The organism is Salmonella sp. HY31 (assembly GCF_042604575.1).
GTDB lineage: Bacteria > Pseudomonadota > Gammaproteobacteria > Enterobacterales > Enterobacteriaceae > Salmonella > Salmonella diarizonae.
This window is the reverse complement of the sequence record NZ_CP170479.1, coordinates 764,827-777,662: the sequence shown is the minus strand read 5'-3', so window position 1 is coordinate 777,662 and position 12,836 is coordinate 764,827. Positions and strand designations below refer to the sequence as shown.

Genomic DNA, 12,836 nt, shown 5'->3' with positions numbered 1-12,836 from the left:
GCCCGTGAACCCGACTGGACAGCGTTCAGTGCAATATTGGAACCTGTAAGTTCAGAAAATAGCGCTGTCGAATGTTCCGTCGACCAGTTCACGTTGCTGGAAACCCATTCGCGCGCTACGGGCTCAAACGTATTAAAGAGGCTCGCCACCCCGCTTGTCCTCTCTGCGTTTTTCCGCCGGATTAATGCCTTCTAAAATAAGCCTTCTTATATCCGCTTGCTTCTCCCTTGCCAGTACAAGAGAAATGAGCGGATAAGGGCCTAATGCCATACAGTTCTCTTTGTTTCCAAAGCGAAATTTCAGATACCACAGCTTGGATCCGCTGGGGTTCACCTGAATGTAAAGACCGTGACAGTCAGAGAGCCTGTATGCCTTGCTAAGCGGCCTGGCATGCCGGATTGCGAGATCTGTAAGCGCCATTTGGGGGTCACTCCTCTATCGAACCGGGTTTGCCCCCTTTTAGGCCCCCAAATCGCGTGGATGTCAATGGATGAAAAATGACCAACACGGAAATACCACAAAATAAATATGGTTATTTCAGAAAAATAAATTATCTTTGAATTACAGACAGATATTGACGAACCTGGACGGAAATGGACACAAAAAAAGACACCATTAGGTAGCTAATTATTGCATCACTTGGTGCCGAAGGCCGGACTCGAACCGGCACGTATTTCTACGGTTGATTTTGAATCAACTGCGTCTACCGATTTCGCCACTTCGGCACTGAAGAGGTATGCGGAAAACGTTGTGGATTATACCTGTCATACGCCGCCATGCAAGCACGAGCATACACCTGTATCGCTAAGTGCTGAAAATTTCAGCAGCGTTGAGGATTAAATAGAATAATCAGGCTACTTCCCGCCTTCTCCAGCAGATTAACGCCGGGCGTCCCTTGCCTCCATGCTCTACACTTTTCAGTTCAACACCACATTAAGGGAAGCACAATGACGATAATAAAAAGCTATGCCGCAAAAGAGGCGGGCGGCGAGCTCGAACTCTATGAATATGACGCCGGAGAACTCCAACCGGAAGATGTCGAGGTACGGGTCGACTATTGCGGGATCTGCCATTCCGATCTGTCGATGATCGACAATGAATGGGGGTTCTCTCAATACCCTCTGGTTGCCGGACATGAGGTCATCGGTCGGGTGGCCGCACTCGGCAGCGCGGCACAGGATAAGGGACTAAAAGTCGGCCAGCGCGTTGGAATCGGCTGGACAGCGCACAGCTGCGGACACTGCGATGCCTGTATCAGCGGCAATCAAATTAACTGCCTGGAAGGCGCAGTGCCCACTATCCTCAATCGTGGCGGTTTTGCCGAGAAGCTTCGCGCGGGCTGGCAGTGGGTAATTCCACTTCCGGAGAATATGGATATGGCGTCCGCAGGCCCGCTGTTATGTGGCGGCATTACGGTCTTTAAACCGCTATTGATGCACCATATTACTGCTACCAGCCGCGTTGGCGTCATCGGTATTGGCGGGCTTGGGCATATCGCAATCAAGCTGCTGCACGCGATGGGCTGCGAAGTCACCGCGTTCAGCTCAAATCCATCGAAAGAACAGGAAGTGCTGGCGATGGGGGCCAATAACGTGGTGAACAGCCGCGATCCGGAAGCATTAAAAGCACTGGCGGGCCAGTTCGATCTCATCATTAACACGGTCAACGTCGATCTCGACTGGCAGCCCTACTTCGAAGCGCTGACTTATGGCGGCAACTTCCATACCGTTGGGGCCGTATTGAAGCCGCTGCCCGTACCGGCGTTTACATTGATTGCCGGAGATCGCAGTATCTCAGGTTCGGCAACCGGAACACCATATGAACTTCGCAAGCTGATGAAATTCGCCGGACGCAGCAAAGTCGCGCCCACCACGGAACTGTTCGCGATGTCACAAATCAACGAGGCTATCCAGCACGTTCGCGATGGCAAAGCCCGCTATCGGGTAGTGCTAAAAGCTGACTTCTGACCGCCTGGCTCAGCGCTTTGACAATCATCAGGAAGCGCTGACTGCCTGACGAAAAGCCTGTACAGCCTGTCGGCACTGCTCCGTCACGTGCTCGATGTCATGATTAACATCGATACGCGCAATATCATGTTCATCGACACACGGCCGCTCCAGCGCGTCAAACTGACTTTGCAGCAGGTCTGGCGGCATAAAATGCCCGGCACGACGCTGCATTCGCTGCAGAATGGTGGCGTAATCGCCGTCCAGCCACAGGAAATGTACGTTAGGGCTACTCTTACGTAAAATATCGCGGTACTGTTTTTTTAATGACGAGCAGACAATAAATCCTGTCTCATTTTTTTTATAAAGACTGTATGAAGCGTCATTTAATCGTTCCAGCCAGGGTAAGCGGTCTTCATCAGTTAACGGTATTCCCTGAGACATTTTGTCAATGTTTTTCGCCGGATGGAGATCATCGCCGTCAATAAACTTCGCAGAAAATAATGTTGCAATTTTGCTGCCTATTAAAGACTTACCACTACCCGAAACGCCCATTAAAATATAGCTTTCCCCGGCCATTTAAATACCTCTGAGTCATATTCCACAACACGATATTACGCCTCTATGTTCGACAATTTCACATTTTTTAATTTGCATAGATAAGAACTCTAAGGCACATCACGTTATGCGTAACATTGTAGTGTAACAATTTTCCAGCGTGACATGAGTCACAAATAGTGACAAATAAAACCGCTTAAATGCGTTCAGGGTAACTACCTGACCAGTGAGGAATTTATGGAAGTAAAAACTCAATCCTGCGTTGTTGCGGGTAAGCGTGCTGTTGCCGTTACGGAACAAAATATTGAATGGAATAATAAAGGAACACTCGTACAAATTACCCGTGGTGGAATTTGTGGGTCTGACTTACATTATTATCAGGAAGGAAAAGTCGGCAATTTTACAGTAAAAGCGCCAATGATTTTAGGTCATGAAGTGATTGGCAAAATCGTTTATAGCGACTCAGATTTATTACGTGAAGGGCAATCGGTAGCGATTAATCCATCGAAGCCTTGCGGTCATTGCAAATACTGTCTGCAACACGAAGAAAACCACTGTACTGAAATGCGCTTCTTTGGCAGCGCCATGTATTTTCCGCATGTTGATGGCGGTTTTACCCGATTTAAAGCTGTCGATACCGCTCAGTGTATTCCCTGGCCGGAACAGGCGGACGAAAAAGCCATGGCCTTTGCCGAACCGCTGGCAGTTGCCATTCATGCGGCTCATGAGGCGGGCGATTTGCAGGGCAAACGCGTCTTTATCTCCGGCGTTGGCCCTATCGGCTGCCTGATTGTTAGCGCAGTAAAAACGCTGGGTGCGGCGGAAGTGGTATGTGCCGATATCAGCGCCCGCTCTCTCTCGCTGGCCCGGCAGATGGGCGCGGATACGCTGGTGAATCCACAGCATGATTCTCTCGATGGCTGGAAAGCAGAAAAAGGGTATTTCGATATCAGTTTTGAAGTCTCCGGGCATCCTTCCTCAATCTCAACGTGTCTGGAAGTCACACGGGCAAAAGGCGTGATGGTGCAGGTTGGCATGGGAGGCGCAGTACCCAACTTCCCGATGATGATGTTAATAAGCAAAGAGATCTCCCTGAAAGGCTCTTTCCGCTTTACTAGCGAATTTAATACTGCGGTTTCCTGGCTTGCCAACCGCGTTATCGATCCGCTGCCGTTACTGAGCGCGGAATATCCATTTACCGACCTGGAACCGGCGCTGATCTTTGCCGGAGACAAAACACAGGCGGCAAAAGTTCAGCTCGTTTTCTGAGAAAGTAAAATAAGGGACACTATCATGAACGATCTTTTTTCACTGGCAGGTAAAAATATCCTTATCACCGGAGCCGCTCAGGGAATTGGTTATTTGCTGGCGACCGGTCTTGGTCGCTATGGCGCGCGCATTATTGTTAACGATATTACCCCAGAACGCGCCGAAACAGCCGTGACGAAACTTCAGCAGGAAGGGATAAAAGCTATCGCCGCCCCCTTTAATGTCACCCATAAACAGGATATTGAAGCTGCGGTTGAACATATCGAAAAAGATATTGGCGTCATTGACGTCCTGATAAATAACGCCGGTATCCAGCGCCGTCATCCGTTTACCGAGTTTCCCGAGCAGGAGTGGAATGACGTCATCGCCGTAAATCAGACCGCGGTTTTTCTCGTCTCTCAGGCCGTTACTCGCCGTATGGTGGCGCGGCAGGCAGGCAAAGTGATCAACATCTGTTCGATGCAAAGCGAGCTGGGCCGCGACACTATTACGCCATACGCCGCATCGAAGGGGGCCGTGAAGATGCTGACCCGCGGCATGTGCGTGGAGCTGGCGCGTCATAATATCCAGGTCAACGGTATTGCGCCGGGATACTTCAAAACGGAGATGACCAAAGCGCTGGTTGAAGATGAAGCCTTCACCTCCTGGCTATGCAAACGTACGCCTGCCGCACGCTGGGGCGATCCCCAGGAGCTTATTGGCGCAGCGGTGTTTCTCTCCTCTAAAGCCTCCGACTTTGTTAACGGACATCTGCTGTTTGTCGATGGCGGTATGCTGGTTGCCGTCTGACCAGGGAAATACGACGCAGCGCGTAAGCGCTGCTATTTTGGCGCTGATAAGAGAGACGAATATGCCATTAATAATTATTGCGGCAGGCGTTGCGCTGCTGTTGGTCTTAATGATTGGCTTTAAAGTTAACGGCTTTATCGCCCTTGTTCTGGTTGCCGCCGTTGTGGGATTTGCCGAAGGGATGGGCGCACAAGATGTCCTGCACTCCATACAAAACGGAATTGGCAGTACTCTGGGCGGACTAGCCATGATCCTCGGTTTTGGCGCGATGCTGGGAAGATTAATTTCCGATACTGGCGCCGCGCAGCGCATTGCGACGACGCTCATTAATACGTTCGGCAAAAAACGCGTGCAATGGGCGCTGGTGATAACCGGGCTTATCGTCGGCCTGGCAATGTTTTTTGAAGTCGGATTCGTACTGCTGTTGCCGCTCGTTTTTACGATTGTGGCCTCATCGGGACTGCCATTGCTGTATGTCGGGGTTCCAATGGTCGCCGCCTTATCCGTTACGCACTGCTTCCTGCCGCCGCATCCCGGCCCTACCGCCATTGCGACAATTTTTGAGGCAAATCTCGGTACGACCCTGCTGTATGGGTTAATTATTACCATACCGACCGTGATTGTTGCCGGCCCTCTGTTTTCAAAATTGCTGGCGCGCTTTGAGAAAGCGCCGCCTGAAGGATTATTTAATCCTCATCTATTCAGTGAAGAAGAGATGCCGTCATTCTGGAACAGTATTTTTGCCGCCGTGATCCCGGTCATTCTGATGGCCATCGCAGCGGTATGTGAAATCACGCTACCAAAAACGAATGCCGTTCGGGTTTTCTTCGAATTTATCGGTAATCCGGCAGTAGCGTTGTTTATTGCCATTATCATCGCCATTTTTACGCTGGGCCGACGCAATGGGCGTACGGTTGAGCAGGTGATGGATATCGTCGGCGAGTCCATTGGCGCTATCGCGATGATTGTTTTTATCATCGCAGGCGGCGGCGCGTTTAAACAAGTGCTGGTGGATAGCGGCGTGGGCCAATATATCTCGCAATTAATGACCGGCACATCGCTATCTCCTTTATTAATGTGCTGGACGGTAGCCGCCGTGCTTCGTATTGCGTTAGGTTCCGCGACCGTGGCCGCGATTACCACCGCCGGCGTCGTATTGCCAATTATTAACGTAACCCACGCCGATCCGGCGTTAATGGTACTGGCGACAGGCGCGGGAAGCGTTATTGCATCACATGTTAACGATCCCGGTTTTTGGCTGTTTAAAGGGTATTTTAATCTTAGCGTCGGGGAAACCCTACGCACCTGGACCGTCATGGAAACATTGATCTCTGTCATGGGGCTGCTGGGCGTACTGGCGCTGAATGCGGTTCTGCATTAATTCATCATCCGCAGTCCAATTAACCATGGGGGCGACTTTCCCGCCCCCGGTACTGGAGAAACCATGAGGAATCACAGAATTTCTTTGCAGGATATCGCTACGCTTGCAGGCGTGACAAAAATGACGGTGAGCCGTTACATCCGCTCGCCGAAAAAAGTCGCCAGGGAAACCGGCGAGCGTATTGCGCAGATCATGGAGGAAATTAACTACATACCCAATCGCGCGCCAGCTATGTTGTTAAACGCGCAAAGTTACACTCTCGGCGTGCTGATCCCCTCTTTCCAGAACCAGTTGTTTGCCGACATTCTTGCCGGGATTGAATCCGTGACGTCGGGTCATAACTACCAAACTCTTATTGCGAATTACAATTACGATCGCGATTCGGAAGAAGAGTCCGTTATCAATTTACTGTCTTACAATATCGACGGCATTATTCTTTCAGAAAAATATCATACGCTCAGAACCGTCAAATTCCTGCGCTCAGCTACCCTTCCGATTGTAGAACTCATGGATATCCAGGGCGATCGGTTAGATATGGAAGTGGGGTTTGATAACCGTCAGGCCGCCTTTGATATGGTCAGCACCATGCTGGATAAACGCCAGCGGCGGAAAATCCTCTATCTGGGTTCAAAAGACGATATCCGTGATGAGCAGCGTTATCATGGCTACTGCGATGCGATGACGCACCGGGGGCTGGCGCCGTTGCGCATCAATCCCCGCGCTATCTCCTCTATCCATCTGGGGATACAGCTAATGCGTGATGCGCTTACTGCACACCCGGACGTAGATGGCGTCTTTTGTACTAACGACGATATCGCAATGGGCGCTCTACTGTGGTGCCGCGAGCGTCAACTGGCCGTACCGGAGCAGATCTCCATCGCCGGATTCCACGGTCTGGAGATGGGCAGGCAAATGATACCGAGCCTCGCCAGTGTAATTACCCCTCGTTTTGAGATCGGGCGCAGGGCTGCGCAGATGTTGCTTAACAAAATTAAAAATAACGATCTCAACCATAATACGATTGATTTGGGTTATCAGATTTATCACGGCAACACATTATAAATTTTTTGCCCTACCGCGCTCATTCTCTTTCCCGCAGATTGCCTATACTCCAGGCAGAAAACGTGGAGAACATCTCAATGAGCGCACCTCTGTTAATTGCCCGCACGCCGGAAACGGAACTGTTTTTACTGCCGGAGATGGCTAATCGTCATGGGCTAATCACCGGCGCTACCGGCACCGGAAAAACCGTCACGCTCCAGAAAGTGGCAGAATCACTGTCAGGCATCGGCGTACCGGTGTTTATGGCAGATGTAAAAGGCGACTTAACCGGCGTGGCGCAAGAAGGGCTGGCGTCGGAGAAACTGCTCGCGCGGCTGAAAAATATCGGCGTGTCTGACTGGCAGCCACACGCCAGCCCGGTCACGTTATGGGATATCTTTGGCGAGAAAGGGCATCCGCTGCGAGCGACGGTCTCCGATCTCGGGCCGTTGCTGCTTGCCCGATTGTTAAACCTGAACGAGGTACAATCCGGCGTACTGAATATCATTTTCCGCATCGCCGATGACCAGGGGTTATTACTGCTGGATTTCAAAGATCTACGGGCAATTACCCAGTATATCGGCGATAACGCCAAATCTTTCCAGAATCAGTATGGCAATATTAGCAGCGCTTCGGTCGGGGCAATCCAGCGCGGATTGCTTACGCTGGAGCAACAGGGCGCAGCGCACTTCTTCGGCGAGCCGATGCTGGATATCTACGACTGGATGCGCACCGATGCCAGCGGCAAAGGGATCATTAATATCCTCAGCGCGGAAAAACTCTACCAGATGCCGAAACTGTACGCCGCCAGCCTGCTGTGGATGCTCTCCGAACTTTACGAACAGTTACCGGAAGCCGGCGACCTGGAGAAACCGAAGCTGGTGTTTTTCTTCGACGAGGCACACCTGCTATTCAATGATGCTCCGCAGGTGCTGCTGGATAAAATCGAACAAGTTATCCGTCTGATCCGCTCGAAAGGCGTCGGCGTCTGGTTCGTCTCCCAAAACCCATCGGACATTCCAGACAACGTGCTCGGCCAGTTGGGCAATCGCGTCCAGCACGCTTTACGCGCCTTCACGCCGAAGGATCAGAAGGCGGTGAAAACCGCGGCGCAGACCATGCGCGCCAATCCGGCGTTTGATACGGAAAAAGCGATTCAGGAACTGGGCACCGGCGAGGCGCTGATCTCATTTTTAGATGCCAAAGGCAGCCCGTCGGTGGTAGAGCGGGCGATGGTTATCGCTCCCTGTTCACGTATGGGGCCAGTGACGGATGATGAGCGCAACGGGCTTATCAATCACTCTGCGCTGTACGGCAAGTATGAAGACGACGTTGACCGTGAGTCGGCATATGAAATGTTGCAAAAAGGCATTCAGGCCACTACCGAAAAACAGAATACCCCTCCGACAAAAGGTACGACACCCGCTGTAGACGGCAGTGTTCCTGGTGGGCTAAAGGAGATCCTGTTTGGCAGTACCGGACCGCGCGGCGGCAAGCGCGATGGCGTGATACAAAGTGTAGCCAAAAGCGCGGCGCGTCAGGTTACTCATCAAATCATTCGAGGAATGTTAGGCAGTCTGCTGGGTGGCAGAAGACGCTAACGGCAATGTGCCGGATGGCGGCGTAAACGCCTTATCCGGCCTACAAAGCTGTACTATGTAGGCCGGATAAGCCCGGTACTATGCCGGATGCTATGACTTACGCAGCATTAGCCAGAGGCTAATCAGGAAGAACGAGGCGCTCGGCAACAGAGCGCCGACAATCGGCGGAATGCCATATACCAGCGTCAGCGGGCCAAAAATCTGGTCGAGGACGTAGAATACGAAGCCGAAGCTAATCCCCGTCACCACACGCACGCCCATCGGTACGCTGCGTAGCGGCCCGAAAATAAATGACAGCGCCATCAGCATCATCACCGCCACGGAGAGCGGCTGGAAGATTTTACTCCACATATTGAGCTGATAACGCCCGGCGTCCTGTCCGCTCGACTTCAGATATTTAACATAGTTATGCAGACCGCTGATGGAAAGCGCATCCGGGTCCAGCGCCACCACGCCTAACTTATCCGGCGTCAAGTTCGTTTTCCAGGTGCCGCTCACCGTCTGCGAACCGGTGATCTGTTTCGGGTTTTGCAGATCGGACTCATCCACCTGCGACAAACGCCAGACCTTATGCTCCGGGTCAAATTTTGCCGAAGCGGCGTAACGCACCGACTGCAAACGACGCTGATCGTTGAAAGCGTAAATACTAATGCCGGCCAGCTCCTCGTCGCCCTTCACCCGTTCAATGTAGACAAAGTTATTCCCATCTTTCGCCCACAGACCTTGCTGGGTGGAAAGCAGCGAACCGCCATACATCGCCTGCGCACGGTAGTTACGCGCCATCTGCTCGCCCTGCGGGGCGACCCATTCGCCGATCGCCATGGTTAACAACACCAGGGGGATAGCCGTTTTCATCACCGACAGCGCCACCTGCATACGGGTGAAACCCGATGCCTGCATCACCACCAGTTCGCTACGCTGCGCCAGCATCCCCAGTCCCAGCAGCGCGCCAAGCAGCGCCGCCATAGGAAAGAAGATCTGGATATCCTTAGGTACGCTGAGCAAGGTGTACATACCCGCGCCCAGCGCGTCGTAGTTACCCTGCCCCGCTTTTTTCAGCTGATCGACAAACTTGATGATCCCGGAGAGCGACACCAGCATGAACAACGTCATCATGATGGTGGTAAAAATGGTTTTACCGATATAGCGGTCAAGTACACCAAATGGCTGCATTATACCGCTCCTTTACGCAGAAAGCGGGCACGCAGGCGGCGGACCGGCACCGTATCCCACAGGTTCAAACCAATCGCCAACGCCAGATAGATTAGGTTGACCACCCACATCCAGATAACCGGGTCCAGTTTACCTTTACCGCCATTCGATTTAATGGACGTCTGGATCAGGAAGAACAACAGATAAAGCAGCATGGCCGGCAGCATAGACAAGACCCGCCCCTGACGTGGATTCACCACGCTGAGCGGCACGACCATCAGCGCCATCATAAATACGGTAAAGACTAACGTGATACGCCAGTGCAGTTCGGCGCGAGCGCGATCGTTGTCGGTATTCCACAGCGTGCGCATGTCCATCTGGTCGGTATCGTTCGGGTCCAGCGCCACAGCCTGATGGCCAATAATCGCCTGATAGTTCTGAAAGTCGGTGATGCGAAAATCGCGTAGCAACGCCGTCCCTTCAAAGCGCGTCCCTTTGTTTAAGGTGACAACCTGGGAACCATCCCGCAACTGAGTCAAATGTCCGGAGTCGGCCACCACCACAGAAGGACGAGCATTGCCCTTAGGCCGAATTTGCGCAAGGAAAACATCGTGGAAGTCGCTGCCATCAACGCTTTCAATAAACAGCACCGAACTGCCGTTGGTCGCCTGCTGGAATTGTCCCTGCGCCAGCGCCGCCATACCGGGGTTCGCTTTCGCCTCCGCCAGCACTTCATCCTGGTGTTTCGACGACCAGGGGCCAGCCCACATTACGTTAACCGCCGCAAGGATACCGGTAAATAACGCCAGTACCATGGCGGCCTTTACCAGGACGGCTTTGCTCAAGCCGCAGGCGTGCATGACCGTAATTTCACTTTCGGTATACAGTTTGCCCAGCGTCATCAGAAGCCCCAGGAACAGGCTTAATGGCAGGATGAGCTGCGCCATTTCCGGTACGCCCAGCCCCAGAAGCGAGAGCACCAGATTTGCGGGAATATCGCCATCAACCGCCGCGCCGAGAATCCTCACTAACTTTTGACAAAAGAAGATCAAAAGCAAGATGAAGAGTATCGCCAGCTGGCTTTTGAGCGTCTCCCGCACCAGATATCTTATGATTATCACTTTAAATACGCCCGTAAAAACCCGTTTTTTTGCTGGAATTTAGCTTGTTTCATGGCTTAAACGTCATTTATTCTCTTGAGTCGTCGAAATCATCGCTAAGATCATTATACTCAGCGGATTCACCTCTCAGAACTTGTTCTGACGTGCCAATACCGTAATAACGTTAAGATTAACACGAAGTCACCGCAACAGCGGACATGAGTTACGAAAGCTTTCAATTTCTATACTCTATGGATTTCGAGTTGCAGGCAGGCGGCAAGACTGTGAAGCCCCGGAGCTTACATCAGGTAAGTGACAGGGGTGAGCAGGCGCAGCCAACGCATCTGCAACTTGAAAGACGACGAGTATAGCTGTAGCCACCACTGTTGTCTTTAAGATTCAGGAGCATAGTGCATGGAGTTCAGTGTAAAAAGCGGTAGCCCGGAGAAACAGCGGAGTGCCTGCATTGTCGTGGGCGTCTTTGAACCGCGTCGCCTTTCTCCGATTGCAGAACAGCTCGACAAAATTAGCGACGGATACATCAGCGCATTGCTGCGTCGCGGCGAACTGGAAGGAAAACCGGGGCAGACTCTGTTGCTGCACCATGTTCCTAACGTTCTTTCCGAGCGAATCCTCCTCATTGGTTGCGGCAAAGAGCGCGAGCTTGATGAACGTCAGTATAAGCAGGTTATTCAGAAAACGATAAATACTCTGAATGATACCGGCTCGATGGAAGCCGTCTGCTTCCTGACCGAACTGCACGTTAAAGGCCGCAACAACTACTGGAAAGTGCGTCAGGCCGTCGAAACGGCCAAAGAGACGCTTTATAGCTTTGATCAACTCAAGACCAATAAAAGCGAGCCGCGCCGCCCGCTACGTAAAATGGTCTTTAATGTGCCAACCCGCCGTGAGCTCACCAGCGGCGAACGCGCCATCCAGCACGGTCTGGCCATCGCCGCCGGGATTAAGGCCGCGAAAGATCTCGGCAACATGCCGCCCAATATCTGTAACGCCGCCTACCTGGCGTCACAGGCGCGCCAGTTGGCCGACAGCTACAGCCAAAATGTCATTACTCGCGTGATCGGCGAACAGCAGATGCGCGAACTGGGAATGAACGCTTATCTGGCGGTCGGCCACGGTTCGCAGAACGAATCGCTGATGTCGGTTATTGAGTACAAGGGCAATCCATCCGAAGACGCGCGCCCGATCGTGCTGGTGGGTAAGGGCCTGACCTTCGACTCCGGCGGCATCTCCATCAAGCCATCTGAAGGGATGGACGAGATGAAGTACGACATGTGCGGCGCGGCGGCGGTGTACGGCGTGATGCGTATGGTCGCCGAACTTCAGCTACCGATCAACGTTATCGGCGTACTGGCGGGCTGTGAAAACATGCCGGGCGGACGCGCGTATCGTCCGGGCGACGTACTGACCACCATGTCCGGTCAGACGGTTGAAGTGCTGAATACCGATGCCGAAGGCCGTCTGGTTTTGTGCGATGTGCTGACCTACGTTGAACGCTTCGAGCCGGAAGCCGTTATTGACGTCGCGACGCTAACCGGTGCCTGCGTGATTGCGCTGGGCCATCACATTACCGGTCTGATGTCGAACCATAACCCGCTGGCGCATGAACTGATCGGCGCGTCCGAGCAGGCGGGCGACCGCGCGTGGCGTCTGCCGCTGGGCGATGAGTACCAGGAACAACTGGAGTCCAACTTTGCGGATATGGCGAACATTGGCGGGCGTCCTGGCGGTGCCATCACCGCGGGCTGCTTCCTGTCTCGCTTTACCCGTAAATACAACTGGGCGCACCTGGATATCGCCGGCACCGCCTGGCGCTCCGGCAAAGCGAAAGGCGCGACCGGTCGTCCGGTAGCGCTGCTGTCGCAGTTCCTGCTCAATCGCGCAGGTTTTAACGGCGAAGAGTAAGGTTGAAATTACCCCGCAGGCCGGATAAGCGCAGCGCCATCCAGCCTACGGGGCGCATCATGGCAATGCATTT

12 protein-coding genes and 1 tRNA gene are annotated in these 12,836 nt (G+C 52.8%); 7 read left to right on the top strand and 6 right to left on the bottom strand.

Annotated features, from left to right (window positions below):
- Positions 1-132 precede the first annotated feature (132 nt).
- Together ACE15A_RS03640 and ACE15A_RS03635 are read right to left on the bottom strand one after the other, a co-directional pair.
- A complete protein-coding gene (locus ACE15A_RS03640; protein ID WP_023218529.1) occupies positions 133-420 on the bottom strand; it encodes an Arm DNA-binding domain-containing protein in 288 nt (95 codons plus the stop codon).
- A 220-nt stretch (positions 421-640) separates the two neighbouring features.
- Positions 641-725: transfer RNA gene (locus ACE15A_RS03635), tRNA-Leu, on the bottom strand.
- 222 nt (positions 726-947) lie between these two features.
- Here ACE15A_RS03635 and ACE15A_RS03630 point away from each other — a divergent pair.
- The gene (locus ACE15A_RS03630) at positions 948-1,967 is read left to right on the top strand and encodes an NAD(P)-dependent alcohol dehydrogenase (RefSeq protein ID WP_023180041.1); all 1,020 of its coding nucleotides are present in this window, start codon (positions 948-950) and stop codon (positions 1,965-1,967) included.
- A 27-nt stretch (positions 1,968-1,994) separates the two neighbouring features.
- On the opposite strand, the gene idnK is transcribed toward ACE15A_RS03630, so the two are convergent.
- On the bottom strand, positions 1,995-2,525 hold the full coding sequence (idnK, locus tag ACE15A_RS03625; RefSeq protein ID WP_023248600.1) for a gluconokinase: 531 nt from the start codon (positions 2,523-2,525) through the stop codon (positions 1,995-1,997).
- 216 nt (positions 2,526-2,741) lie between these two features.
- Here idnK and idnD point away from each other — a divergent pair, with 216 nt between their 5' ends.
- The 5 genes from idnD (at position 2,742) to ACE15A_RS03600 (ending at position 8,585) form a co-directional block, all read left to right on the top strand.
- Entirely contained in the window at positions 2,742-3,773 is a 1,032-nt protein-coding gene (gene idnD, locus ACE15A_RS03620) for an L-idonate 5-dehydrogenase (RefSeq protein WP_053507656.1), read from the top strand.
- A gap of 24 nt (positions 3,774-3,797) precedes the next feature.
- Positions 3,798-4,562 carry a gluconate 5-dehydrogenase gene (gene idnO / locus ACE15A_RS03615; protein WP_000998688.1) on the top strand — a complete coding sequence of 255 codons (765 nt, stop codon included), beginning with the start codon at positions 3,798-3,800 and terminating at the stop codon, positions 4,560-4,562.
- 61 nt (positions 4,563-4,623) lie between these two features.
- Positions 4,624-5,943 carry a gnt-II system L-idonate transporter gene (idnT, locus tag ACE15A_RS03610; RefSeq protein WP_053507703.1) on the top strand — a complete coding sequence of 440 codons (1,320 nt, stop codon included), beginning with the start codon at positions 4,624-4,626 and terminating at the stop codon, positions 5,941-5,943.
- A 63-nt stretch (positions 5,944-6,006) separates the two neighbouring features.
- Positions 6,007-7,005, top strand: a complete 999-nt coding sequence (locus tag ACE15A_RS03605) for a LacI family DNA-binding transcriptional regulator (protein WP_023248603.1) — start codon at positions 6,007-6,009, stop codon at positions 7,003-7,005.
- A 77-nt stretch (positions 7,006-7,082) separates the two neighbouring features.
- The gene (locus ACE15A_RS03600; RefSeq protein ID WP_053507657.1) at positions 7,083-8,585 is read left to right on the top strand and encodes a helicase HerA-like C-terminal domain-containing protein; all 1,503 of its coding nucleotides are present in this window, start codon (positions 7,083-7,085) and stop codon (positions 8,583-8,585) included.
- 90 nt (positions 8,586-8,675) lie between these two features.
- Here the strand turns inward: ACE15A_RS03600 and lptG are convergent, their stop codons facing one another.
- The 3 genes from lptG to ACE15A_RS03585 form a co-directional block, all read right to left on the bottom strand.
- Entirely contained in the window at positions 8,676-9,758 is a 1,083-nt protein-coding gene (lptG, locus tag ACE15A_RS03595) for an LPS export ABC transporter permease LptG (protein ID WP_001182242.1), read from the bottom strand.
- Positions 9,758-10,858, bottom strand: coding sequence for an LPS export ABC transporter permease LptF (gene lptF, locus ACE15A_RS03590; protein WP_023182613.1), 1,101 nt, complete (start codon positions 10,856-10,858; stop codon positions 9,758-9,760). Before lptF ends, lptG begins: the two co-directional genes overlap by 1 nt.
- A gap of 63 nt (positions 10,859-10,921) precedes the next feature.
- Entirely contained in the window at positions 10,922-10,972 is a 51-nt protein-coding gene (locus ACE15A_RS03585) for a hypothetical protein (RefSeq protein WP_212724070.1), read from the bottom strand.
- Positions 10,973-11,251: 279 nt separating this feature from the next.
- Between ACE15A_RS03585 and pepA the strand changes: the two genes are divergently transcribed.
- A complete protein-coding gene (pepA, locus tag ACE15A_RS03580; protein WP_023248605.1) occupies positions 11,252-12,763 on the top strand; it encodes a leucyl aminopeptidase in 1,512 nt (503 codons plus the stop codon).
- The last annotated feature ends 73 nt before the right edge of the window (positions 12,764-12,836 follow it).

Coding starts and splice junctions, on each gene's coding strand:
- ACE15A_RS03640 (WP_023218529.1), bottom strand. CDS start 420: ATGGCGCTTACAGATCTCGCAATCCGGCATGCCAGGCCGCTTAGCAAG.
- ACE15A_RS03630 (WP_023180041.1), top strand. CDS start 948: ATGACGATAATAAAAAGCTATGCCGCAAAAGAGGCGGGCGGCGAGCTC.
- idnK (WP_023248600.1), bottom strand. CDS start 2,525: ATGGCCGGGGAAAGCTATATTTTAATGGGCGTTTCGGGTAGTGGTAAG.
- idnD (WP_053507656.1), top strand. CDS start 2,742: ATGGAAGTAAAAACTCAATCCTGCGTTGTTGCGGGTAAGCGTGCTGTT.
- idnO (WP_000998688.1), top strand. CDS start 3,798: ATGAACGATCTTTTTTCACTGGCAGGTAAAAATATCCTTATCACCGGA.
- idnT (WP_053507703.1), top strand. CDS start 4,624: ATGCCATTAATAATTATTGCGGCAGGCGTTGCGCTGCTGTTGGTCTTA.
- ACE15A_RS03605 (WP_023248603.1), top strand. CDS start 6,007: ATGAGGAATCACAGAATTTCTTTGCAGGATATCGCTACGCTTGCAGGC.
- ACE15A_RS03600 (WP_053507657.1), top strand. CDS start 7,083: ATGAGCGCACCTCTGTTAATTGCCCGCACGCCGGAAACGGAACTGTTT.
- lptG (WP_001182242.1), bottom strand. CDS start 9,758: ATGCAGCCATTTGGTGTACTTGACCGCTATATCGGTAAAACCATTTTT.
- pepA (WP_023248605.1), top strand. CDS start 11,252: ATGGAGTTCAGTGTAAAAAGCGGTAGCCCGGAGAAACAGCGGAGTGCC.